We start from the raw sequence: 23,319 nt of genomic DNA on the forward strand, positions 1-23,319 counted from the left end.
CAGCGAAGTCATTCAAGGTTTTTTTATGTCCATTTTTTGTGTTTCTGCACAGGCATGCGCCGTGCAGACCGCCCCTTTTTCGCGCTCTCGTCACTCGGCACAAACATCACCACGCACACGAAGCAGCGTCCTGGCTCTGACCTTGCTGTTTTCCAGCTCCTGGACCAGCCTTGCTCATGCACAGACGCCAACACTGGCTCCCGTCATCGTCACTCCAGAGCGTGGTAAAAGTCTGACCGTTCTAGACCTGCAAAGCGCTCAAAAAACCATTGAACAAGTCGCGGGCGGGGTGGCGCTGGTGCCCGAGAGCGCCTGGCGTGACACTAAGGCCGCCACCGTCAAAGACATGCTGGACTACACACCCGGGGTGTTTGCACAGCCCAAATGGGGAGATGATGCACGTCTGTCCATACGTGGCTCGGGTCTGTCGCGGTATTACCATCTGCGCGGCATCAGTTTGTACCAGGATGGCATTCCATTAAATGACCCGGACGGCAGCAGCAATTTTCATCGCATCGACCCTACAGCCTACCGCTATACCGAGGTCTATAAAGGCGCCAACGCCTTGCAGTACGGAGCCGCTACTTTAGGTGGAGCCATCAACTTCGTCACCCCTACCGGCCATGATGCCGACGCCTTTCAAGGGCGTCTGGATACCGGTAGCTTTGGCTGGCGGCGCGTGCAACTTGGCAGCGGTTTTGCGGGCGAGAAGCTGGATGGCGTGATTTCCGGCTCCTGGCAAACTCAAGATGGCTACAGAGAGCAAAGCGCTGGCCATTCCTTGCGAGCCAGCGCAAACCTGGCTTGGCGGCTTTCAGACCGGTCAGAAACCCGTTTTTACTTGAGCGGCTATCAAATTCACCAGGATATTCCCGGCTCGGTCAGCCGCGATCAGGCTCTGAATAATCCACGGCAAGCTGCCAAAGCCAATAAAGAGCACGACTGGCAGCTCAACCTGGACGGAGGCCGCATTGCCAACCGCACAGTGCTGGTCATGGGAGAGACTCAATACGAACTGGGTGGCTGGTTCGAGCAAAGCTCACTACGGCACCCTATTTATCAGTTTGTTGATAGAGACACGAGCAGCTACGGCGCTTACGGCAGGCTGGTCAACACCAGCCCGCTGGCAGGCAGAGACAACCACTTCACGCTAGGCTTGACTTGGTCGGCAGGCAAGATTGATGCTCAAAACTCTGTAAACGTAGGAGGCAAACGGCAGGATAAGCTGTCTGCCAGCAAAGACAGGGCCAACAACCTGACCGCCTATGCCGAAAACGCCTGGAGTCTTGGTTCGGACTTATCCCTGATTACCGGCCTGCAGTACATGCACGCCCAACGTAAGCGTCAGGACTTGTATAACGGCGGCCTGCCCGCCACCCGATCCGGGGACAAGAGCTACAACTTCTTCAATCCCAAATTAGGCCTGTTATGGGATGCAGGTCCGCAGTGGCAAATCTACGGCAATATTTCCCGCAGCGCCGAGCCGCCCACCTTTGATGACATGAACTTCTCCACCGGCAATGACCTGGACCGTCTGCAAGCGCAGCGTGCCACCACGTTCGAGATCGGGACACGGGGAGAAACAGGCGATGTTGCGTGGGACCTCTCGCTTTACCATGCACGCATCAAAAATGAACTGCAATGCATCAGCGCGCCCTGGAACATCTGCGACAAGACCGTCAACGCAGACCGCACAACCCATCAAGGCATAGAGCTAGGTGTGCAATGGACGGCCGCTCGTGGCTTGTTGGTGCAAGGTCTGCAAAGTGACAGCCTGGACATCAAAGGCGCCTATACCTACAGCAACTTCAAATTCAACAATGACCGGGACTGGAACAACAATCAAATGCCCGGCGTACCCAAGCATTATCTGCGGGCAGAGATTATCTACAAACACCCGTCGGGCTTTCACATTGGCCCCAATGTGGAATGGGTGCCCCAGGCTTACTACGTGGATAACGCCAATACCACCAAGACCAGCTCCTATGCCTTGCTTGGCTTGCGAGCCGGATGGGAACGCGGCCCCTACTCCTTCTATATAGATGGCCGCAATCTGACAGATCGTCGATACATCGCCAGCGCCAGCATTACCGACTATGCCACAGCCTCCTCGCCCTTGTTCGAGCCGGGCACAGGGAGATCGGTCTTTGCCGGTGTGCAGATCCAGTATTAATTCCACTTTTTTTATCTTGCTAAGGAGTTTGTCATGCCCGTCAAATCGCCACTATCGCGCTTTATATGCCGGATCACTGCCTCTTGGCTGCCAACAAGTCAGCTGAGCACTCTGCTTGGGGCGACAGCCCCACCCTGTCTTTTATTAGCTTGAGAAACAAGGAGTTTTTATGAAAACCGCTTCACAACATCGCCAGACCTTCAAAGTGGCACTCCATGGGCTTTTCTTCGCCATGGCTTTATTCATCTTGTTCGCTATGTTCACGGGCATGGCTCACGCTGCACCATCAGAGGCCGATCGCATCTCCCAAGCCATGAAGGCGATTTGGGACAGCCCCGAAGCCCCTCTTGTGGTGGAGCCTATCGTAATCGAGGGTGACTACGCCCTGGCGGGTTGGACGCAACTGACACGTGGTGGTCGTGCGCTATTAAAGAGTCGTCATGGGGAATGGAATGTTCATATGTGTGGTGGCGATGGCTTGAACGATGTGGAGACCCTGACCATGGCAGGCATGAGCACTGAAGCAGCAGAACGCCTGGTCAAGAACTCCAGCGAGGCTGAAGCCAAACTGCCCACCGAGGTCACCGCCAAATTCTCCACCTTTGGAGACAATATGGTGGTGGATCACAACCATCAACCCGACTAATCCAGGAAGGAGAACCCGCTGCGCAAGGACTGAGTCAACAAGGAATCAGTGCACCGGGCCTGATCGCCGGATCGCCGGGCCGCCGGATCGCAACTTGCCCTACTCAGTCTGAGTGTGGTCATGCCCGCACTGGCCACACTTCTTGCGCGGAAAGGGCGAATAACTGGTGAACAAGCTCTGGCTACCCATGAACGGCGACAAACCGCACTTTGGGCAAGTAAAAACGGTCATGGCTACCAAGCCCTGGCCCAGAACATAAAAGCCAAAGACTAAAAACCCGAAGGTCCCCAACACACGGTCGAACACAGGCAGCCCAAAATACAAGGCGACCAGGAGCAAGATATTGAACAAGGTGAACAGCCAGGCTTTTTTGTAGAGCGACATTAATGACCTTTTAAAACCAGCTCCCACAGCCAGGAAGTGATTTAGCGATTTAATTCAAGCGTGGACAGTTTACGGGATTCAGTCCGCATGGGAGAGGACTGAGCAAGCTGGTCACAATTTCGCCCCGGCCGTGACAAGCAGGCAGCTATCCCGCACAAACGATGAATGTTTCTGAATGCAATGTTCCGGCAATACCCATCCCTCATGATCTAGGATCTTCCAACAAAATCCCATTACGGACCATGAACCTCGCTTCCTTGCCCTCTCTTGTCCCAGCCCGACAACAGCTCCTGCGAGCCTTAGGTATCGCCCTGTTGCCCTTGGCCTTAGCTGCCTGCGACAGCGGCTCCAGCACAGGCGGCAACCACTCTTCCGAAGCCCCCGTCGTCACGCCACCGGTCACTGAAGAACCGGAACCACCTCGCAACACCGCCTATCTGGACAGCAAGGCAGGCGATGTCATCAAGGTCCGCATCGAAGAACTGCATCCCACCCAAGCGGCCATTGGCTACGATCAGGTTTACTACAAGCTGGGACGCTGGCAAGGCGATCTGGATCGGCCCACTTGGGCTAAGGACCCCAAACAGCAACTGGACTACCTGAATCGCACCATCGGCAAAAAGTTTGACGACTACTGCGAGGATATGGGCGGAACCGAACGTGCTCAAAAATTTCTGACCATCGCTGAGGCTCAAGCTGCCCGCCTGGACCAGCCCACCACCTATCTGTGCAAAGACCCTCTGGGCTCGCAAACAGAAAACCTGAAAACCGTGGTCGTAGGCTGGGACGGCAATCTCTATCTGACCGATGGCCACCACACCTTCTCATCCCTGCGCGAAATCCCGGACGGCGGCCCCAAACTGCCCGTCTGGGTAAAAGTCAGCGCCAACTACAGCGACATCCGCGAAGCGTCCGCCTTCTGGGAGCGCATGAGCAAAGAGAAACTGGTCTGGCTGCGTGATGGTGAAAACCAGACTATTACTGTCGAGCAACTGCCCACCCGCGTTGGGCTGGCCAGCGAAAAAGAAGCCGGTGGCATGCAGGAAGATCGCTATCGCTCCCTGGTGTATTTCACCCGCGACCTTGCCTATAAAAACGGCAAGCTGCCCGAATACGCAGAGTTTCTGTGGGGCGACTGGCTGCGCCGCCAAGCTTCTGAGGGCCAATTGGCCAAACTGGACGAATACTTGATGGCTCCACCCGCCACACCGGCCCAGATTCTGGCGGTGAGCACCTTGAACAAGGCCTTGCAACCCGGTGGTTCAAACGACAGCTACGCGGCTGCCGTGCGCGATGCAGCCTTGAAAATGACGGCTCTGAAAGACACGGATCTGGTCTTTGAAGACCGTGATGCAGCAGCTTTAGGCCGTATCGTCCTGGAACCGGACGCTGCCAGTGACTCCGACACTAAAACAGCGCGCGACACCCTGGAAGAACTGCCACGCAACGACGTCAAATCTGACGGTAGCCCACGGGGTGCAGGAAAGCTGTGGTTTGCAGTGAACTACCGCAATTGCGGCAAGCCTGCGGCGGGGACTTGCTGGGGGTGGTAATAAAGCTAGTCAGAACCTGATCAAATAAAAAGCCCGCAATGCGGGCTTTTTAAATAGCTAGACGCACCGCAACAACTTGGACTTTCCCCACTCTTGAGACAAGCGAGCAATCCCTTTCACCAATACTCATCAAATCAACAAGAATAACTCCATCGCCATTCAAGAAGAAAATAGCTATGATCGACAGGCTATTGATTAAGGGAACAACAAATTGCTCTATGAAACAACATCAAGAAATTCATAAGGCGCAACAATTTACTGAGGTAAAAATCAAGAAAAACATCCTGAAATCTCATGCCCCTATCAATCTTGAGAATATAAATCGAACGAACAAGCAATGACGACGAACGCAGTTCAAGCTTTGAGGACTTTACACAAGAAAAATTAAGCAAAAGAAGAAAAGGAGCAATTCGGCTCCTTATTTTTTAGAAATCAAGTAACAAAATTTTAGTTTGATAGAGGAAGGTGAGATAGCGTTATGAAAACAATCGCAGTTTTAGCTCTTTCGACCGTGTTGGTTGGTTGTTCTACTTATGCTGTTCCACGATACAGCATCTCTACCGATACAGTAGTCGCTCTACGGGCTGTTGGCGATGTAAAGGCCAATGTTGGGGACTTCCGTAACGACAGTCCCACAAATAAAGACAGTCAGCCAGGGGAAATCATGTGTCGTGCAGTCGGGCCCATCAAAACACCTGATGGAGAAAGCTATGCCGACTATGTTCGCAAAGCGCTAATTAGCGAATTGATCATCGCAAATATTTATGAAAAAGAATCCACCCTTGAACTTACAGGCAGACTGACTACCCTGGACTTTGACTCCATGGGCGGAACATGGACAGTGGGTATGGAACTTAGCTCTTCAAATGGAAAGTCAATTGCCGTCAACAACACCCATAAATACACCTCCAGTTTTTATGGTGAAACGGCATGCAATCAAACGGCACAGGCAGGCTTGGGTGCCATTCAGGATGCGATCCGCGCACTGGTTACCCACGCGGATTTCAAAACGCTTCTGGCGGAAGAATCCAAGTAGAGCAAACACAGGCACACAGCCTACAAATCATCTGTCTGACAGGGTTGGCCTCAATCCTTGCACAAGGTACACCCTGGAAAGCTTCCTGCAGCACAGACACCATTAAAGAAGCCAGGAGCCACCTTGCTCCTGACCTTTACAAGCAAATCATCATTGGAGAGATTATGAAGATAAGAATAGCCTTGATCGGAGCCACTGCTTTTTGCATGTCATCAGCCGCGTATGCTGCTGAGCTACCCCGATACGACCCAAACTCCTACTGTGAAAGCGTCTCCGCTGTTTCAGGAGGTTCGGCAATGATCACAAACGAATGCATCAAAATGGAGCAGACTGCCTACAACAACTTGAAAAGAATTTGGGAGTCTGTCCCTAGCAAAACAAGCACTTATTGCGACCGGGTGGCACGCACGACCGGCGGCAGTTATTCCATTTTAGAGAGCTGCATCGAAATGGAAATAAGCGAATCCGGTGCTCCCCAAAAGTTCCAGTTTTAAAACAGTCACTCCAAATAGATAAGCGGCCGTACGCAGATGACCAATCAAGCTCAAAACTCCCCCATCATTCTTCATGAATGCACCGTCCTGGGCGCTCCCGGATTTCCGTTTCTACCCGGCGATAGTGTCAATCTCGTTTTTGAAGGTGACACGGTAAGCTGCAACTCGGCTACCAGAACCATCCCCTTCTCTCTAATCGAAGTTGCCGATCTCTCTGTCAATGGTCCCGGCACAGTCGTAAGCGGCGGAGGTTTTATTGGAGGTGGATTCGATGTCGATGGGGCACTGACCGGGATGGCAATAGCAGGTGTCTTGAATGCCTTAACCAGCAAGAAAACGACACAAACATTTATAGTTTTGACCACGAATTTTGGTGAACTCCATCTGCACTACAGCCTGATGGAACCCGCAGCGCTACGCATATTTCTGGGTGGTATCTTTGTCCGCCTGCGCTTTCTGAACACCCAATGGCGCCATGAAAGAGCAAGAGTGATCGAGGATCAACTGATCAGCGGCACAATTTCCGACGCAGAAGCAGAAACCTTCAAGGCAAGACTGCTCTCTTCGCCAAATTGGCCAGACCCGGCTCTGGAAGCAGAACAAGCGCGTCGGGAAAACAAGCGACTTGCTGACCTCGGTCCGAAAGGCACATGTCCAAATTGCGACCAAATAATCCCTTTGCTCAGCGAAACCTGCCCGCATTGCCGGGCGAATTTTGGAGAATACGCCTCCTGGGGCGTTATTCCTTTGAAAGCCTGATCCTGCTCTACCCGCCATTGGCGGGCACATCCCATAAAACCACTACAGCAATAAAAAAGGCCTACAGCAAAAATGCTGTAGGCCTTTTTAAATTTGGTCGGAACGGAAGGATTTGAACCTTCGACCCCTTGCACCCCATGCAAGTGCGCTACCAGGCTGCGCTACGCCCCGAAAGAATTAAACTATAACCCTGTTCTTCCTTTCTTGCAAGTGTTTTTTAGATTTTTTCTTTCGATTCGAGATTATTGATAGTTAATCCCGGTGTCGATTGAAATCCACACTTGTCTGAACAGGCGGTCTGATTTTCAAAGCTCATTTTACCGAGCTAATCCGCATCAAAACCGTGAAGGCAGGAGTATACCTACTTAGGTAAAAAATGCAAAGCTATTGTGAACAGGCCCGCCCTTCTGATTGCATGACCCGCCATTGGGACAGGCTGGGACCACCGGGATACAGCAGGCGCTCTGCCGGTAAACGCTCCCATGGCAAGTCTGTTGTGCGCATGGAAACGCCTCCCGGGGCGGCTCCGACAATGATACGGTCACTGATACTGCCAAAGTCCGCCCTGAAGTGCACGGCGCTTTTCAGGACCAGTATCTTCATCTGCTCCGGCTCTATCCCCACAAAACGGAACATGCTTTGATCTGCCATTTGCGACTTGTAGGAGGCCAGAACGATACGCACACCCTCTATGCGCAAACAGGCGCTGGGACCCAGGTTCATGGCACAGCCTGCGTAATACGGACCGGTGGCGGAGAACTGACCATCGGATACGGACTCGATATAGAAGCGTGCATGCAAGGGCATATCACCGGGAACACCGGATTTACCCCCCAGGGACAGCTCGATGCTTTTACCAACCCCTGCCTGGTGAACCAGAGCAGCGCTTTCCGGATCCACGATCAAGCCTAAAGCCGCATCGGATACCTTGGCTTTCAGCAAGGCACGCAAGAGCCCACAGGTATCGGAGCTGGCACCGCCTCCGGGGTTATCGTGCGCATCGGCAATAATCACCGGGCCTTTGCCGGGATGACTCAGCGCCCATTGCACAGCTTCGTCCGGTTCGTACAGCTTGCCTTGGAAGCCTTGGGCTTTATCAAGCACCTCGTCCAGAAAGCCTGCTAAACGGCTATCGGCTTCTTCCTGCGTCTGCGCATAGGCCCACAAAACCGCTCCGCATTCGGGCACGTCAGCAGCAGGAAAGCCCATGGCGAACGACACGCTCCCCTCGCCTTCTATTTCTTCCAGCGATGACAAGTGACGGTACAGGCTGGCAGCCGGTTCCATCTCGGTGCTTTGCCAGATCGCCGGGATCAGGAAGGGCAGTCGATGCCAGGCCAATTCCGGGCGACGACCGCTTTGCAGACATCGCATCAGCGCCTGAAAAGTACGCTCACCCGTTTGCGCCATATCCACATGCGGGTAGGTTTTGTAAGCCACCAGCATATCGGCCTGCGCCAGCATGGTGTCGCTGACATTGGCGTGCAAGTCCAGACTGGCGACCACCGGCACATCCGGTCCCACCATCTCGCGCACCAGAACCAGCAAATGCCCTTCCCCATCATCGCGATGCTCAGCTACCATGGCGCCATGTAAATCCAGATACACCGCATCCACGGGCAGAACTTGCTCCAGGCGGTACAGAATCTCCGCCACGATTGCCTCGTAAGTCATTGCCTCGACGGGCGCGGAAGGACTGGCGGCAGCCCACAGTAGCGGGACGCACTCGACCCCGGCTTGTGCGGCGGCAGCCATAAACCCGGCTGCCGGGATATTGGCCCCACGCAAGGCGGGCTCGATGGCCTCGGCCCGGCACATTCCCGGCCAGCCGCCCCCATGCTCAAAGTCCGCCATCGTTGCCATGGCCGGGCCAAAGGTATTGGTCTCGTGCTGAAAACCCGCTACTGCAATACGCATCACTTGTCTCCGATTGCTCTTACGCTTGTCCCGCCAGTTGAAGGCAAAGCTGTTCGTAAATGTCCTTGGCCCCCAGAACATCATCGATAGCTACCGACTCATCCGCCGTATGCGCCTGTGCTTCCTCGCCCGGCCCCAAACCGATGGTGGGAATGCCACGTCGCCCGGCGGACTCGGAGCCATTGGTGCAAAACCACCAGGTATCCATTTCCACCACACGCCCAGCTTGCTGGACCGCTTGCACCATGGCTTGGGCCAAAGGTGCCGACTCATCCAGTCGCCAGGCGGGCAAGTCCCGCTCCGGGCTGGCCTGCTGGCCTGTATAGGTTTGTACCTGACTGTCCACCAGTTCCAGCGAAAAGCCCTCCACGCCTGCCGCTTGCAAGCATTGCTCCATTTGCTTGAGTACCGACTCACTGCTTTCCCCCACCAGGGTGCGGCGATCAAAACGGACGGTAACGGAAGAAGGAATTAGCGAAATGGATGGATGCGGGTCGGAAATAATGTCAGTAGGCACCAACAAGGCTTGGCCGACTTGCGCATCCTTGGGCAAATCCAGTGTCTGCAAAGCAGAAATAGCTTTGGCTGCTGCCTGAATAGGATTCACCCCCAGATGAGGCAAGGCTGCATGCGCTGGACGGCCTTGCAGACGCAACAGAATCTCCTGCCTCCCTTTCTGCCCAACCATGATGCGCAAACGCGAAGGCTCACAAATCACCACGGCACCGGGCGTGCATTGTTCCAGAGCATGAGACAAGGCATAGCCTTCGATCACTTCCTCCATCACGCTGGCCGACACCGCAATGCGCTGCGTCAACCTGCCTGAACGGGCGGCCGCTGCAGCTCCACACAGAGCAGCGGCCAAACCTGCCTTCATGTCACTAGTGCCGCGCCCATACATGCGGCCATCCTTGATCTGCGCCCCAAAAGGCTCCACCGTCCAGGTTCCAGCAATAGGGACCACATCCATATGAGCATCGAATAACAGCGCCAGCGGGGCCTGGGCCGGGCCCACAAAGCCCAGCACCGAACCTTTTTCATCCACACTGATTTGATCAAAGCCCAAGTCCCGCATGACTTGCTGCACAAAGTCCGCCATGGCCTGTTCCTGCCCGGACAGGCTGGGAATGCGCACAAAGGCCTGTGTCAGGCTGACGGCGTCCCAAGCCAGATCCATTTGCTTGTGTTCGCTCACGCCCATGGCACTACCGCTCCACGTTGCGAGCTGATCAAACCATAAGCCTCTGGTCGACGATGACGCTCAAAGTTGAAGGTCGTGCTTTTGTAGGAATGGCACAGATCCAGATCGCAGCGGGCAATGGCTAGCTCGTCACCCTTGGTCGAGCAAGCCGCGACAATCTCCCCAGACGGCGCAATAATCGCGCTGCCACCAATCATCTCGATACCCTCCTCACTCCCCGCCTTGGCCACCCCTACCACCCAGGTGCCGTTCTGATAGGCCCCGGCCTGCATCACCAGATGGTTATGGAACATGGACAGGTCGTCGTGCTCGGGTGCGGGCGGATTATGAACCGGCGTGTTGTAGCCCAGCATGACCATTTCCACGCCCTTCAAACCCATGACGCGGTAGGTTTCTGACCAGCGGCGGTCATTGCACAAGGCCATGCCCATCACGCCCCCAAAGGCCGACCACACGCCGAACTCGTGGCCAGGTTCAAAGTAGTATTTCTCCAGATGCTGGAAAGCACGCCAGGGCTCGTCCTGGCCGTGACCGGGCAAATGCACCTTGCGATACTTGCCCACAATCGTGCCGGTTTTATCGACCAGAATGGATACGTTAAAGCGACGCTTGACGCCGTTTTCAATGACCAGCTCGGCATAGCCCAGGTAGAAACCTATCTGCAATTTGGCAGCGGCATCAAACAAGGGTTGGGTGTCCGGCCCCGGCATCTGGGTTTCGTAAAAACAATCAAAATCGGAAATATCCTCGCTGAACCAGCGCGGGAAAAACGTGGTCAGTGCCAGCTCGGGAAACACCACCACATCAACATCCATTTTCTTGGCCTGATGCAAATGGGCCAGCAAGCGGTCAACCACCTGCTTCTTGGTTTCGTTGCGCGCGATAGGACCCAGTTGGGCCGCAGCTACATTGACAAACCTGGACATGAAATATGAACTCCATCAACAATTAAGATCCGCCCTGGGCGGGATTCGGAACGCCCGGCCCCTCTCAATCAAGGGCCAGAAATCGAAAACAGACTGCGCGCCGGGCTGCGCACAAGGCTCAGCCCCCAGCTGCGCTGACACGCGCATCAATCAGGCATAAGCACAAAAATTCTGAAAATCCCAATGCACACCGGGTGCGGATTCCACCAGTTCACGGGTGTAAGCCTGACTAGGCTGGCTAATGACACGCCCTGGGTCCCCGGCCTCCACAATCCGGCCTTTTTGCATCACCACAATGCGATCAGAAATCTGGGCCGCCACCCTTAAATCGTGCGTAATAAACAGGATGGCCACACCAGTTTTGCGCTTGATATCGACCAGCAACTTGAGCACTTGCTCTTGCACCAGCACATCCAGCGCCGACACGGATTCGTCCGCAATCAGGACATCCGGCTCCATCACAATGGCGCGGGCCAGACAAAGCCGTTGCCGCTGACCACCCGAAAATTGATGCGGATAGCGCTCCAGCACATCCGCGTCCAGCCCCACAATGGACAAGACCTCGGTCACGCGTTCGATAGCGACTTTGGGATCGACGCCGATGTTGTGCATGCCCTCGGTCAAAGACTGGCCAATCGTCACGCGAGGGTTCAAAGAGCGATACGGGTCCTGAAACACGATCTGCACTTTGCGCCGCTGCGCCAGGCTGCGATCCTTGCAGGCGGCGGGTAAAGTTTCACCGTTCAGAGTGATCTGCCCTGAACTGGCCTCAACCAGGCCAATAATGCAGCGCGCCAAGGTGGACTTGCCCGAGCCGGACTCCCCCACGACGCCCAGCACTTCATCTCGGCGGATATCCAGATTGATGTCGCTGAGCGCATGCATCTTGCGACCTTTGGAGAACCAGCAATCCGAGCCATAGACCTTGCCCAAACCACGGGCGCTCAGCACGATCTCGTTTTGCACTTCCTCTTTTGCAGGCGGATGCACATTGGGAACGGACGCAATCAGGGAGCGGGTATACGCTTCTTTGGGATTGGACAAAATCTGCTGACACGTCCCCATCTCCACACTATCGCCACGCTTCATCACCAGAATCCGGTCAGCAATATCGGCCACCACACCAAAGTCGTGCGTCACAAAAATGACCGAGGTGCCGCATTCGCTTTGCAGTTCCTTGATCAGGCTTAGAATCTGCTTTTGCGTGGTCACGTCCAACGCCGTGGTAGGCTCATCCGCAATCAACAAACGTGGCTGCAAGATCAAGGCCATGGCAATCATGATGCGCTGGCGCTGACCGCCGGACAGCTCATGCGGATAGGCCATGAAGAGTTTTTCCGGCTCCGGCAAACGCACGCGCTCCAGCATATTGATCACACGCTGGCGACGCTCCTGCCGGGAACTGTTCTTTTCGTGGATACGGATCACTTCGTCGATCTGCTCGCCCACCCGCTGCACCGGATTCAGCGCGGTCATGGGCTCCTGAAACACCATGGACATGGCCGAAGCCCGCAAGGACAGCAAATGCTCCTTGTTCATGGTCAGCAGGTTCTCGCCCATCAGCTCGATACTGCCATGGCTGACACGCAAGGTATCGGGCGGCAACAAGCCCATGATGGCAAAGGAACTCAAGGATTTGCCCGAGCCGGACTCGCCCACAATGCAGAGGGTCTCGCCTGCATACACATCAAAGCTGAGCTTGTTCACCAACTGGCGGGGATTAGTCGCTTTAGTTTCGATGCACAAGTCCTTCACCGACAAAACACAGTGGGGCTTGGTCGTAGAGGTATTCATTGTTATGTCTCCTGCCCTCGTCACTTACAGCCGTGTGACCAGCTTGGGATCCAGAGCATCGCGCAAGGCGTCGCCCAGGACGTTGATACTGAGAATGGTGATGGACAGCACAATGCCGGGGTACAGCACGATGCCGGGAATCAGCTGAAAGTACAGGCGACCTTCGGCAATGATGTTGCCCCAGGAGGCCATCTCGGGAGGGATGCCCGCCCCCAGGAAACTCAAGATCGCTTCCAGCAACACCGCCGAGGCAAACACATAAGTGCCTTGCACAATCAGAGGGGCAAAGGTGTTGGGGAACATATGGCGCGACAAGATCACGTAGGCCGAAGTCCCTACCGTCATGGCCGCTTCCACATAGGGCTCGGAACGCACGCTAAGGATCACGCCCCGCACCAACCGTGTCATGCGTGGGATCTCCGGGATGGCAATGGCGATCAGGACCGTGGTCAGGCTGGCACCGGACACCGACACCAGCGCAATGGCCAGCAAGATGCCAGGGATGGCCATCACACCATCCATCACTCGCATGATGACGGCGTCCAGACGGCGGAAGTAACCCGCCAGTGAACCCAGAATCACGCCAAAGAACACGCTGATGGCCAGGACACCGAACCCCACCATGAAGGACACTTGCGCCCCATACACCACGCGGGAATACAGATCCCGACCCAGTGCATCCGTCCCCAGCCAGAACTGCTCGGAAGGCGGTTGCAGACGCACGCTAGGGTCCAGTTGGGTAGGATCTTGCGTACCCAGAAACGGGGCAAAGATCGCCATGGCGGCCATCAGGATCAGGAACAGCAAGGCGGCACGGGCCGAATTGCTGGCGACCACTTTCTTCAATTTGTTGAGCTTTTGCATATTGTTCTACCTGTAAAAAGCGAGGGCTCAATAATCGATACGGGGATCGACCAGCATGTAGGAGATATCAATCAGCAGATTCACCCCTACATACACCAGCGAAAACAGCACGATCAGGCTCTGAATCACCGTAAAGTCGCGCGACAGCACCGCATCCAGCACCAAGCGCCCAAGCCCCGGAATGTTGAAGACCGATTCGGTCACCACCACCCCGCCGATCAGCATGGTGATGCTGATGCCGATAATCGTCAGGATGGGAACTGCCGCATTGCCCAGGGCATGACGTGTCAGGACACGACGCTCGTTCAGGCCTTTGGCACGGGCGGTGCGGATGTAGTCCTCGTTCAAGGTGTCGATCACACTGGTGCGCACAATGCGGGTAATCAGGGCGATGTACACCGTACCCAGGGACACCGCCGGCAGAATCAAATGCCGCAGGTGTTCCCACAGGCCTTCACTCAAGGGCTTGTAGCCCTGTACCGGCAACCAGCGCAGCTCCAGCGAAAACAGCAGGATCAACAAATAAGCCACGATGAATACCGGCACGGAAAAGCCCGCTACCGACCCTGCCATCACAAAGCGATCCAGCGACTTGCCTCGATACCAGGCCGAGCACACCCCTAGCGGAATGGAAATGGCCAGGGTGTAGGCCAGGGTCAACAAGGTCAGCGAAACCGTAGGCCCCAAACGATCCAGCACCAGATCCTTGACCGGGCGGCTGGAGATCAGGGACGTGCCAAAGTCCCCTTGCACCATGCTGCCCAGCCATTGCACGAACTGCACCGGCACTGGCTGGTCCAGCCCCATCTGATGACGGATTTCCGCGATCTGTGCATCCGTCGCGTTATCCCCCGCCACCAGAACAGCAGCATCGCCATGTGTCATGCGCAGGACCACAAAGATCACCAGCGCCACAATCAGCAATACCGGGATGGTGGCCAGTACGCGCTTGAAAATAAGCCCAATCATCGCTTCTCCACATTCCAGAAGACCGGAACCGGCGTTTGCAGAAAGCCATTCAGGTTCTTGCGCACGGCGCTGACCATCTTGAACTCACCCAGAGGGACGATCACACCTTCATCCATGATGTGTTTTTGCAAGTCCGTGGCCAAACGCCCCAGCTCGGACTCGCCACTGGCGCGGGCAAATTCCATGCGTGTCTTTTCAATGGCAGGGACATCCGGCCAGCCAAACCAGGCCTTGTCGCCGTTGGAGGCCACCGCCATGAAGCTCAGCGGATTGCTGACATCCACCAGCCCGGAATAGGTGGTGATGATGCTCCAGCCCCCCTCTTGCACGGGACGCTTGGAGGTGCGGCGAGTCTGCACGGTTTGCCAGTCCATGGCTTCCACATTGACGGTGAACCCGGCATTGCGCAGTTGCTGGGCAATCACAGGCACCACGGGCGAAGTCAGGAAGTCGGTGGGATGCAGCAAGACCACGGGCTCGCCCTTGTAGCCGGCCTGCTCCAGCAGCTTTTTCGCACCGGCAGCATCCCCCTTGAAGTAGGCTTCAGAACCGGCTTGTGACGGGAAAACGCTGTGGCATCCAAACACGGCACCACACGTTTCAAAGTATTCCGGGTTGCCCACTTGTGCCTGCATCAAGGGCTTCTGGTTCAGCGCCATCATGGCGGCCTGACGCACTTGCTTGTTATTGAATGGCGGCTGCAGGAAGTTAAAGCGCATCTCGGTCTGCGCGCCCCGAGCCGTAGAAGCATTCAGAACAATGTCCGACTCGTTTTGCAGCAGGGGCAAGAGGTCCAGCTGAACCTGATCGATCACATCAATCTCGCCACTGCGCAGCGCGTTCACCCCGGTCATGGCATCGGGCATGGCGACCCAGCGCACACGGTCTACCTTGACCTGTTTGCCACCGGCCAAACCGCTGGCAGGCTCATTACGAGGCACGTAGTCCGGGTTTTTCTCGAACACAGCCTGCACACCTGGGCGATATTCCTTCTCCACAAATCGGAATGGTCCCGAACCCACCGTAGAAGTAATCGCCTGACTGACCGGCGTGCGTGCCACATCCTTGGGCATGACAAACAAGGGCAAGGAACTGGGCTTGCCCATGGCGCGCAGCGCAATATCGGTCGGGAAAGAGAACTGCATCACAAAGGAGCGGTCATCCATGACCTCCATCTTGGTCAGGAACTCCGTCATGATCTGGCCCATCTTGTCCAGCTGAATCCAGCGCTTGATGGACTCGACTGCATCTTCAGCCGTTACGGGCGAGCCATCATGCCAGCGCAGGTTCTCACGCAAGGTCATGGTGTAGGTCTGGCCGTCCTCGGACACTTTCCAGCCTTCCAGCATCTGGGGTTTGACCTGCCCTTGTGCATCTTCCGCCAGCAAGGTGTCGTACACCATATAGCCGTAGTTGCGCACAATGTAGGAGGTGGTAATGACCGGGTCCAGGGAGCGCAAGGGCGCTTCCATCACGGCGGTCAGCGTGGTTTGAGCGCTGACAGCCACGGGGGCAATAGCGGTGATGGCAAGGGCAGCCCAGACGGCGGCTAACGATTTGGCAGGACGCAAGCGGTCCTTAAGCAGGTTGCTCATGTTTTGTCTCTCCAGGTAGTTAAAAGCGGTCCGCCTTTGCTCTTGTGGCGGCGGTCCCGTCATCAGGGATTTACTGCTTATTCACGGGCCAGCTCCACCAAGGTCGATAGCAGAATCGAACATCCCGCTATCAGGTCTTTATCGTGGGTAAACTCTGCCGGGTTGTGGCTCAAACCACGTACACTCGGTACAAAAATCATGCCTGTGGGGCAGGAGCGAGCCAGCATCTGCGCATCGTGCCCGGCACCGCTGGGCATGCGCTTGACCGAGCAGCCCAGATCCTTGGCGTGTTGCTCGACCTTGCTGATCAAGCGTTCATCAAACTGCACCGGATCAAAGCGGGCCAAATGGCGATGCTTGATCTGCACACCCTCACGCTCGGCCGCCTGTCGGGCAAAATCCAGCACTTCCTGCTCAGCCTGATCCAGGCTGGCCTTGTCCACATTGCGCAAATCCACGGTAAACACGGCTTTGCTGGGGATCACATTAACCAGATTCGGAAACAGCTCGCAGCGCCCTACCGTGCCCAGTTGCGGCGGGCCGTAGCGTTCAGTCAGCTGGCGCACAAAGCTGCCAATCTGCTGAGCCACCACACCGGCGTCATGTCGCAAATGCATGGGCGTGGTGCCAGCATGGTTGGAGACACCTTGCACCTCGAACTCCAGCCAGCAAATCCCTTGCACGCCAGTCACGGCACCAATATTAATGCTTTCGTGTTCCAGAACCGGACCTTGCTCAATATGCAGTTCCATATAGGCATGCACATCAGGTTGGCCGCAAGGCATGGAACCGGCGTAGCCAATACGCTCCAGGTTCTCGCGCACGGTCGTGCCATCAATGCCCACGGTGTCCAGTGCCTCTTGCAAGGACAAGCCACCTTGAAACACCAGACTGCCCATCATGTCCGGAGCAAAGCGCGCGCCCTCTTCATTGGTAAAGGCCACCACTTGCAAGGGACGATCCAGTTGCACATCGGCATCATTCAAGCTGGCCACCACTTCCAGTCCAGCCAGCACGCCCAGATTGCCGTCGTAGCGTCCGCCAGTTCGCACGGTATCGATGTGCGAACCCGTCATGACCGGCGCCACATCCAGACGGCCAGCGCGTGTCCCGATAATGTTGCCGATCTGATCAATCTCCACACTCATGCCCAGATCACGCATCCAGCTGACCACCTGATCGCGGCCCGCCTTGTCCTCATCCGTCAGGGCCAGGCGGCAGACGCCGCCCCCGTCGATTGCACCAATCTGCGCCAACTGCGCAATACGCTGCAGCAGGCGTTCGCCATTAATGGCTAAACAAGTGCTGGCTGGGCTGTTCATACCAGCTCCTGAGCCAGCACTTCTTTGGCGCTCATACCGACAATGCGCTGATACAGCTCTGCATCGGTATCACCTTCACTGGCAAAAAACATAATTTGGCTGTTTTCATCAATACCCAATGCCTGACGCCAGTCCGCTTGCTCGCACGCAGCCATGCAAGCCGCCACACCGGCCACGGCAGACTCACCCGCCACAATCGGCGCATCACCTTTATCGGCACGGGCCAGACGGCGCATGGTTTGCAAGGCGGCATCGTCTTCCAGCGTCATATAGGCATAGGTGCCGGGATCCAGAATTTCCCAGGCCAGCAAGGAGATTTCGCCGCAAGCCAGACCGGCCATCACCGTATTCAAATCACCGGTGACCGTGACGGGCTTACCTTGAACAGCACTTTGGAACAGGCAATCGGCCTTGTTGGGTTCCACCACAATCAAGCGAGGGCGCTGCGCTCCCAGACGCTCCCACATATGGGCGCATACAGCGGCAGCCAAACCACCCACACCACCCTGAATAAAGACGTGAGTCACCGGCTTGCCCGAAGCAATCTGATCCAGCGCTTCCTGCACCATCACGGTGTAGCCCTGCATCACATCCTTGGGCACATCCATATAGCCCGGGTAGGACGTATCGGACACCACAAAATAGCCATGCTCTTTGGCATCTTCAGCAGCCTGGCGCACCGAATCATCGTAATTGCCGGGCACGCGTACTACCTTTGCCCCGTAAGAGGCAATGGCCTGCTCACGACCAGTACTGACATGCTCATGGATATAGATCACGCACTGACAACCGGCATTCTTCGCCCCCCAAGCCACCGAGCGGCCATGATTGCCATCGGTCGCGCAGGTCACGGTCAAACCAGCAATAAAGTCCTTGTAGGCAGGACTCTTCAGATCATCCAGCGTCAGGCTGGCATTGCCGGTATGAGCTTGCAACTGACGCAACAGCAGACGATTGACGGCATAAGCACCGCCCAAAGCCTTGAAGCTGCCCAAACCAAAACGACCGGCCTCATCCTTGTAATACACCCCGCCCACCTTCATCTGCGCGGCCAGGCCGGGCAAATGACGCAAAGGAGTAGGCGCGTAACCAGGCCACTGCACGATGCTGGCCTGAGCCTGCTCGAAGGCGGCTACCGACAAAATCGATTGCAAGGAAGCGTCGTATTCCTGGCTGTCCTGAACGCAACGAGGGTTCAGATACAGTTGCACCGCGCCTTGCTCCCGAACGGCATGTTTGTTCATGTCTGCTCCACTTTTATGGGTTTAATTATTGGACTTCAAGTCCTGAAAACTGCGATGGATGGATTCAATCTTCTGCAACTTGCGCGCAACCTGCGTCTCGGCCTGCAGAGCCACCCGGCTGACCAAGTAATTGATCAGGCTGAGCGTGCCGGTATGCGAGTCAAACAAGTACTCCCCGCGTGTTGCCACCGTGAATGCGATGTCTTGCGAACGCAGCAAGGAGCTTTCCAGACCGTCCGTCAAAAAAGCCATCTGCACTGACTCGCCCCGCAGATGCTCCACCAAGGAAGGCAGGAGCACCGAGCGACGACGAAAATCCATCACCAGGGCCAGATCCCCTGCTTCCACATCGGCCAGTTGCTCGGTCAGATGGGCCACCGTGCCCACCGCCAGATGCACATCCGGGCGCAGCTGCTGCAACAATGAGTGGGCGTAGCAAGCCAGGATCTGGCCATTGCGGAAACCAAACACCCAGATGCGTCGTGCTTTCAAAGCAGCTTGGGTGAACTTATCCAGATGCTGTTCAGTGATGTTCTGGAAGGTGGTGGAAATGTTCTGTACGTCCGCATTGATAAACGGCGACATATCGGCCTGAATACCGCTGCTGGACATGGAGTGCAGACGCTTGAAGGGAGCGCCGTCACCCATTTGCTCGCGGGCCGTGACCCGGAATTCGTTAAAGCCGTTAAAACCCAGACGCCGGAAAAAGCGCACCGCGGTAGCCGCCGATACACCTGCTTTCTCGGCCAGTTCCTGGGCAGAGTAAGTCGCCAACTGCCCCATATGAGACAGGACCACATCGGCCAACCGCCGCTCCGCGCTGGGCAGGACATCGAGAATATCCAGGATCGAATCTTTGATGACCATGACACAACCTAAAATTGAAATTTGTTTTTCACATAATACTTAATAAAATTTTAATTTCAATTATGGATGTAATGATTTGGCTCCGTATTTACCCTTGGGAGCAGAAAAAAAGAAAGAAGGTCATGACCTCACGCCCACCAAGAGTGGCTTCAAACAAGGCCCACAGAGACAAACAGGGGATAAACCCTTATTGGGATAAATTTCTGTTTCCTGGCAATGAAAGCATAAAGCCCATAATGAAATTTAAATTTCATCATGAGCTTTAGTAAGACAAATTTCAGAACCAAGGCCGCTTGCAGAAGCCAGAAAAAACCCGTCAAGTGGGCCTATTGCGCTGGCAACAAAGACAAACAACGCGTAATCAGAATATCGGCCATGGATAGATTCTTGGCCACACTTCGGGACCAGAGCGCATAAATCTGGCAAGCCAGCATGGCATCCTCAACATCAAGTGCCAACAGCTCACGTCGATACGCGGATGCCTCTTGCAAGGCCTGTCGCATCACGGCAGGCGATGTTGCTGATGGCCACCCTGCCCCCGCTGACCATAAACCAACCCGGCGAGCAGTGGCTGGCTTATCACGCATCGCCCTAATGGCAAAGGCAACCATAAACTAACGATTAAGAGAGGCGTCTTGGACAATCCATGAAACCAGATCCTGGAAAGAAATACCTTGGTGAGCCGCAATTTCCGGCAACAATGACGTTGGCGTCATGCCTGGCTGGGTATTAATTTCGAGCCAGATAAGCTCGCCCGTCACAGGATCGTAGCGAAAGTCCGATCGCGTCACGCCGCGACAGCCAATAGCACGATGTGCTGTCTCCGAATAGCGCCGAATCTTTTCTTCAACGTCCAACGGCAGCACCGCTGGGCATATATGTGTTGAGCCTCCAACCGCGTATTTGGCCGTAAAGTCGTACCAAGCCCCACCCTCCACCACAATCTCTGTGATGCCAAGCGCCTCGCCGCCCATGACCGCACACGTCAATTCACGACCGGCGACATACCGCTCGACCATCAAAGACGCTGTTTCGCTCTGTAGAACCGGCGGAGCATCACCTGCGCGAATAATCTGTACACCACAAGACGACCCATCAGAAACAGGCTTCAGAACGTAAGGTGGCTGCATCACATGCGCCGCTGCCGCCTCTGACGCGGTAACCTCTATTGCGTCCGCGACAGGAATGCCGTGAGCGGCAGCCACATGCTTCGCGTTAACTTTGTGCATTGCCAACGCCGATGCCATTACGCCTGAATGCGTATAGGGAATGCCAAGGCTTTCCAGAAGCCCTTGAACAATTCCATCTTCCCCACCGGTTCCATGCAGTGAATTGAACACGACGCTTGGGCGTACTTGCAGCAGCTTTTCGGCTACGTTGTCATAGACCTCCAACTGTGCCACACGATAACCAGCTGCAGAAAGGCCCTCGGCACATGCCTTACCTGATGCGATACTCACTGAACGTTCGGAGGAATTGCCCCCCATCAAGACTGCAACGACGGAATCCATTTTTTTAACTTCCTAAGTGAATATTGGGCACTGAAAGATTGCGGATTTCACGCACAATCGAATGGACTTCCGTTGCATGCGCTCCCTTGACAGTCACCTCGTCTCCCTGGCGTACATACGCAAGCAAATCCGAGAGGACTCCATTTGCCTCCTCATGGCAGATGTGAGGCTTTTCCAAGCCTTGTAGCTGAAGTGCTTTTCGGTACTCATCCCCAACAAAATACGCCATATCTATGTTGGAACGATTCAAAAATGAGAGCACCTCCATATGACAATCGGTGCTGGCATCTCCCAGTTCAAGCATGTCACCGAGCACGACAATCCGTCTGCCTACGGCTGGGCGCTCATTCAGCGTTTTAAGAACAGCGATGACCGCCCCCGGCGCCGCATTGAAAGACTCATCAATAATGCGAATAGTCCGTTTATCGGACAGAGTGATATCGTGCGCCCTGCCTCGGCCATCAAGAAGAGACCAGCCAGCCAGGTCAGAGATTGCTAGCTTCCAGTCACGGTACAGATGGGAAACCGCCGCCATTGCTCCGACCGCATTGACGGCAATATGCTCTCCAACGGCAGGAAACTTAATGTCAATTTCGGCACCAGCCACAGATATTCTCAGAGCACCATTCTGTGAATCGTAATGAAGCATGCGCCAGTCACTATCCTGGTGGGTGCCATAGCTGATTATCTTCGAGGTGAATTTTCTAGCCTCGTCATGAAATATTTCATAGCAATCGCTGTCTCGGCAAATCACTGCAGCACCCCCCGTTTTCAAGCCAGAGAATACGCCAGCCTTCTCCCGCGCAATGTCCTCAAGAGACTTATAGGCCTTCCGGTGGGCATTTGACACGTTGGTGACCACGGCAACATCGGGTCGGCATATATCGCTGCACTCTTTAACTCGCCCTGCTGCTATTTCTGCAACGATATTCTTCGCATCGGCTGGCACGGTCATCATGGTTTCTAATGTCCCCAATAGAAGATTCCCGTTGTTGAATGTCATATGCGTTCTTCCAGCGTCAGGAACACCTTCGAGAACCTTTGCAATCAGTGAAGACGTGGTGCTTTTTCCTGCGCTTCCAGTTACACAGAAAACTTTTCCCGAGAACCTATCTCGGGCTACCCGAGCAACACGCCGCAAAGTCTGCGTGACATTTTTCACCTGCAAATGAGGAATTGCAGGCGATACAGGGTCGCTTCCGATCCCAATGGTAAGGCTGGCCGATCTTTGAAATTCCAATCTCTGGGAACGATCAAGGCCATAGCCAACACCTTCGGCTATGACAGCAACCGAGTTCCTGCGCAAACGGTCGGGGTGGTACGTCACGCCCCCAAAATCGCTGCCAGTGGCAAAACCAATCAAATTGCCGCCACTGGTGGAGATAAACCCTTGCATATCAAGAAGGTTGACATCAACCAGGCCACTGGTTTGCCCAGATCGAACACGGGCAAACACCTCCTTGTGCTTCTCTTTTTCGAAGCCATAATGAGCCACTAGTGATTCGTGCCGCCCTTGACCTTTCAAAGCCAGCCAAACTCGGTGAGATCCTCCGAGATTGAGGTCTTCGCATAGCATGGATCGGACATAGTCTTGTGTCTCCTGAGACCCATTTTTCAGCTGAAACGAAAAATATTGCACAATGTCGCGCAGGCAGGTGAACTGATCAATATCGTCCAACCCTCGCACATTGCGCAGATTGGTATTACCCAGCCCCATTTTCACAAGAGACGCATTGATATGCTTGACAGCATGCGAGCTACCGCCATGCAAGATACTTGCAAGAACCACAGCTGCACTTCTGCGGCTACCTCCCGGAATCTGTTCACTGATCATTGACACCGTCTGGCTGCCATCATAAGGAATATCCGATAGGTTCAGCCGGTTCAAGCGACCGCTATCACGATAAACCTCCTGGCCACGACCGGACATCGTGGCTTCCAGTTTCAGAATGAATTGAACAAACGCCCCTGGCTGGATGCGGTATAGATCATTCTTAGAGCGCCGCGCCTCCCCATCCCACACGCGCTCAATATAATATCCCGGCATTTTTAAAATCCTTAATC

The 23,319-nt window shown here is 55.1% G+C and carries 19 protein-coding genes and 1 tRNA gene; 6 read left to right on the top strand and 14 right to left on the bottom strand.

Going from position 1 to position 23,319, the window contains the following annotated elements:
• Positions 1–25: 25 nt before the first annotated feature.
• Both D0C27_RS03795 and D0C27_RS03800 read left to right on the top strand, forming a co-directional pair.
• A complete protein-coding gene (locus D0C27_RS03795; RefSeq protein ID WP_137430452.1) occupies positions 26–2,173 on the top strand; it encodes a TonB-dependent receptor family protein in 2,148 nt (715 codons plus the stop codon).
• Between the two features lie 169 nt (positions 2,174–2,342).
• Positions 2,343–2,819, top strand: coding sequence for a copper uptake system-associated protein (locus tag D0C27_RS03800; RefSeq protein ID WP_137430453.1), 477 nt, complete (start codon positions 2,343–2,345; stop codon positions 2,817–2,819).
• Between the two features lie 99 nt (positions 2,820–2,918).
• Here D0C27_RS03800 and D0C27_RS03805 read toward each other — a convergent pair whose 3' ends face one another.
• On the bottom strand, positions 2,919–3,203 hold the full coding sequence (locus tag D0C27_RS03805; protein ID WP_137430454.1) for a hypothetical protein: 285 nt from the start codon (positions 3,201–3,203) through the stop codon (positions 2,919–2,921).
• A gap of 242 nt (positions 3,204–3,445) precedes the next feature.
• Here D0C27_RS03805 and D0C27_RS03810 point away from each other — a divergent pair, with 242 nt between their 5' ends.
• From D0C27_RS03810 to D0C27_RS03825, 4 genes are all read left to right on the top strand, one after another.
• Positions 3,446–4,756, top strand: coding sequence for a ParB/Srx family N-terminal domain-containing protein (locus D0C27_RS03810; RefSeq protein ID WP_060185013.1), 1,311 nt, complete (start codon positions 3,446–3,448; stop codon positions 4,754–4,756).
• A 478-nt stretch (positions 4,757–5,234) separates the two neighbouring features.
• Entirely contained in the window at positions 5,235–5,792 is a 558-nt protein-coding gene (locus tag D0C27_RS03815; RefSeq protein WP_137430455.1) for a hypothetical protein, read from the top strand.
• Positions 5,793–6,088: 296 nt separating this feature from the next.
• Positions 6,089–6,286 carry a hypothetical protein gene (locus D0C27_RS03820; RefSeq protein ID WP_009454246.1) on the top strand — a complete coding sequence of 66 codons (198 nt, stop codon included), beginning with the start codon at positions 6,089–6,091 and terminating at the stop codon, positions 6,284–6,286.
• A 36-nt stretch (positions 6,287–6,322) separates the two neighbouring features.
• Positions 6,323–7,045: a hypothetical protein gene (locus D0C27_RS03825; protein WP_137430456.1), complete on the top strand. Its 723-nt coding sequence runs from the start codon at positions 6,323–6,325 to the stop codon at positions 7,043–7,045.
• Between the two features lie 94 nt (positions 7,046–7,139).
• On the opposite strand, the gene D0C27_RS03830 is transcribed toward D0C27_RS03825, so the two are convergent.
• The 13 genes from D0C27_RS03830 to D0C27_RS03890 form a co-directional block, all read right to left on the bottom strand.
• Positions 7,140–7,216, bottom strand: a tRNA-Pro gene (locus D0C27_RS03830).
• 213 nt (positions 7,217–7,429) lie between these two features.
• Positions 7,430–8,962, bottom strand: a complete 1,533-nt coding sequence (locus D0C27_RS03835) for a M81 family metallopeptidase (protein ID WP_137430457.1) — start codon at positions 8,960–8,962, stop codon at positions 7,430–7,432.
• Positions 8,963–8,981: 19 nt separating this feature from the next.
• The gene (locus tag D0C27_RS03840; RefSeq protein ID WP_137430458.1) at positions 8,982–10,163 is read right to left on the bottom strand and encodes a YgeY family selenium metabolism-linked hydrolase; all 1,182 of its coding nucleotides are present in this window, start codon (positions 10,161–10,163) and stop codon (positions 8,982–8,984) included.
• Positions 10,154–11,089: an N-carbamoyl-D-amino-acid hydrolase gene (locus D0C27_RS03845; protein ID WP_009454329.1), complete on the bottom strand. Its 936-nt coding sequence runs from the start codon at positions 11,087–11,089 to the stop codon at positions 10,154–10,156. The genes D0C27_RS03840 and D0C27_RS03845 overlap by 10 nt, the downstream gene beginning before the upstream one ends.
• Before the next feature lie 150 nt (positions 11,090–11,239).
• On the bottom strand, positions 11,240–12,883 hold the full coding sequence (locus tag D0C27_RS03850; protein WP_137430459.1) for a dipeptide ABC transporter ATP-binding protein: 1,644 nt from the start codon (positions 12,881–12,883) through the stop codon (positions 11,240–11,242).
• 24 nt (positions 12,884–12,907) lie between these two features.
• Positions 12,908–13,747, bottom strand: a complete 840-nt coding sequence (locus D0C27_RS03855) for an ABC transporter permease (RefSeq protein WP_009454332.1) — start codon at positions 13,745–13,747, stop codon at positions 12,908–12,910.
• A 27-nt stretch (positions 13,748–13,774) separates the two neighbouring features.
• Complete coding sequence (locus D0C27_RS03860) at positions 13,775–14,716, bottom strand: ABC transporter permease (RefSeq protein ID WP_009454334.1); 942 nt, start codon at positions 14,714–14,716, stop codon at positions 13,775–13,777.
• Positions 14,713–16,311 carry an ABC transporter substrate-binding protein gene (locus D0C27_RS03865; RefSeq protein WP_083053575.1) on the bottom strand — a complete coding sequence of 533 codons (1,599 nt, stop codon included), beginning with the start codon at positions 16,309–16,311 and terminating at the stop codon, positions 14,713–14,715. The genes D0C27_RS03860 and D0C27_RS03865 overlap by 4 nt, the downstream gene beginning before the upstream one ends.
• A 77-nt stretch (positions 16,312–16,388) precedes the next feature.
• A complete protein-coding gene (locus D0C27_RS03870; protein WP_137430460.1) occupies positions 16,389–17,633 on the bottom strand; it encodes a Zn-dependent hydrolase in 1,245 nt (414 codons plus the stop codon).
• Complete coding sequence (locus D0C27_RS03875) at positions 17,630–18,877, bottom strand: diaminopropionate ammonia-lyase (protein ID WP_137430461.1); 1,248 nt, start codon at positions 18,875–18,877, stop codon at positions 17,630–17,632. The genes D0C27_RS03870 and D0C27_RS03875 overlap by 4 nt, the downstream gene beginning before the upstream one ends.
• Before the next feature lie 21 nt (positions 18,878–18,898).
• Positions 18,899–19,744: a MurR/RpiR family transcriptional regulator gene (locus D0C27_RS03880; protein ID WP_137430462.1), complete on the bottom strand. Its 846-nt coding sequence runs from the start codon at positions 19,742–19,744 to the stop codon at positions 18,899–18,901.
• Positions 19,745–20,358: 614 nt separating this feature from the next.
• Entirely contained in the window at positions 20,359–21,255 is an 897-nt protein-coding gene (locus tag D0C27_RS03885; RefSeq protein ID WP_088452807.1) for a D-alanine--D-alanine ligase, read from the bottom strand.
• Positions 21,256–21,259: 4 nt separating this feature from the next.
• Positions 21,260–23,302, bottom strand: a complete 2,043-nt coding sequence (locus D0C27_RS03890; protein ID WP_137430463.1) for a Mur ligase family protein — start codon at positions 23,300–23,302, stop codon at positions 21,260–21,262.
• Positions 23,303–23,319 lie beyond the last annotated feature (17 nt).

Origin of the sequence: Alcaligenes faecalis, assembly GCF_005311025.1 — a bacterium.
Taxonomy (GTDB): domain Bacteria; phylum Pseudomonadota; class Gammaproteobacteria; order Burkholderiales; family Burkholderiaceae_B; genus Alcaligenes; species Alcaligenes phenolicus.

Excerpts from the sequence above, each read along its gene's own strand:
- D0C27_RS03845 (WP_009454329.1), bottom strand. The coding sequence starts at position 11,089 with ATGTCCAGGTTTGTCAATGTAGCTGCGGCCCAACTGGGTCCTATCGCG.
- D0C27_RS03815 (WP_137430455.1), top strand. The coding sequence starts at position 5,235 with ATGAAAACAATCGCAGTTTTAGCTCTTTCGACCGTGTTGGTTGGTTGT.
- D0C27_RS03885 (WP_088452807.1), bottom strand. The coding sequence starts at position 21,255 with ATGGATTCCGTCGTTGCAGTCTTGATGGGGGGCAATTCCTCCGAACGT.
- D0C27_RS03820 (WP_009454246.1), top strand. The coding sequence starts at position 6,089 with ATGATCACAAACGAATGCATCAAAATGGAGCAGACTGCCTACAACAAC.
- D0C27_RS03800 (WP_137430453.1), top strand. The coding sequence starts at position 2,343 with ATGAAAACCGCTTCACAACATCGCCAGACCTTCAAAGTGGCACTCCAT.
- D0C27_RS03875 (WP_137430461.1), bottom strand. The coding sequence starts at position 18,877 with ATGAACAAACATGCCGTTCGGGAGCAAGGCGCGGTGCAACTGTATCTG.
- D0C27_RS03840 (WP_137430458.1), bottom strand. The coding sequence starts at position 10,163 with ATGGGCGTGAGCGAACACAAGCAAATGGATCTGGCTTGGGACGCCGTC.
- D0C27_RS03835 (WP_137430457.1), bottom strand. The coding sequence starts at position 8,962 with ATGCGTATTGCAGTAGCGGGTTTTCAGCACGAGACCAATACCTTTGGC.
- D0C27_RS03850 (WP_137430459.1), bottom strand. The coding sequence starts at position 12,883 with ATGAATACCTCTACGACCAAGCCCCACTGTGTTTTGTCGGTGAAGGAC.
- D0C27_RS03795 (WP_137430452.1), top strand. The coding sequence starts at position 26 with ATGTCCATTTTTTGTGTTTCTGCACAGGCATGCGCCGTGCAGACCGCC.
- D0C27_RS03880 (WP_137430462.1), bottom strand. The coding sequence starts at position 19,744 with ATGGTCATCAAAGATTCGATCCTGGATATTCTCGATGTCCTGCCCAGC.
- D0C27_RS03805 (WP_137430454.1), bottom strand. The coding sequence starts at position 3,203 with ATGTCGCTCTACAAAAAAGCCTGGCTGTTCACCTTGTTCAATATCTTG.
- D0C27_RS03855 (WP_009454332.1), bottom strand. The coding sequence starts at position 13,747 with ATGCAAAAGCTCAACAAATTGAAGAAAGTGGTCGCCAGCAATTCGGCC.
- D0C27_RS03825 (WP_137430456.1), top strand. The coding sequence starts at position 6,323 with ATGACCAATCAAGCTCAAAACTCCCCCATCATTCTTCATGAATGCACC.
- D0C27_RS03860 (WP_009454334.1), bottom strand. The coding sequence starts at position 14,716 with ATGATTGGGCTTATTTTCAAGCGCGTACTGGCCACCATCCCGGTATTG.
- D0C27_RS03870 (WP_137430460.1), bottom strand. The coding sequence starts at position 17,633 with ATGAACAGCCCAGCCAGCACTTGTTTAGCCATTAATGGCGAACGCCTG.
- D0C27_RS03865 (WP_083053575.1), bottom strand. The coding sequence starts at position 16,311 with ATGAGCAACCTGCTTAAGGACCGCTTGCGTCCTGCCAAATCGTTAGCC.
- D0C27_RS03890 (WP_137430463.1), bottom strand. The coding sequence starts at position 23,302 with ATGCCGGGATATTATATTGAGCGCGTGTGGGATGGGGAGGCGCGGCGC.
- D0C27_RS03810 (WP_060185013.1), top strand. The coding sequence starts at position 3,446 with ATGAACCTCGCTTCCTTGCCCTCTCTTGTCCCAGCCCGACAACAGCTC.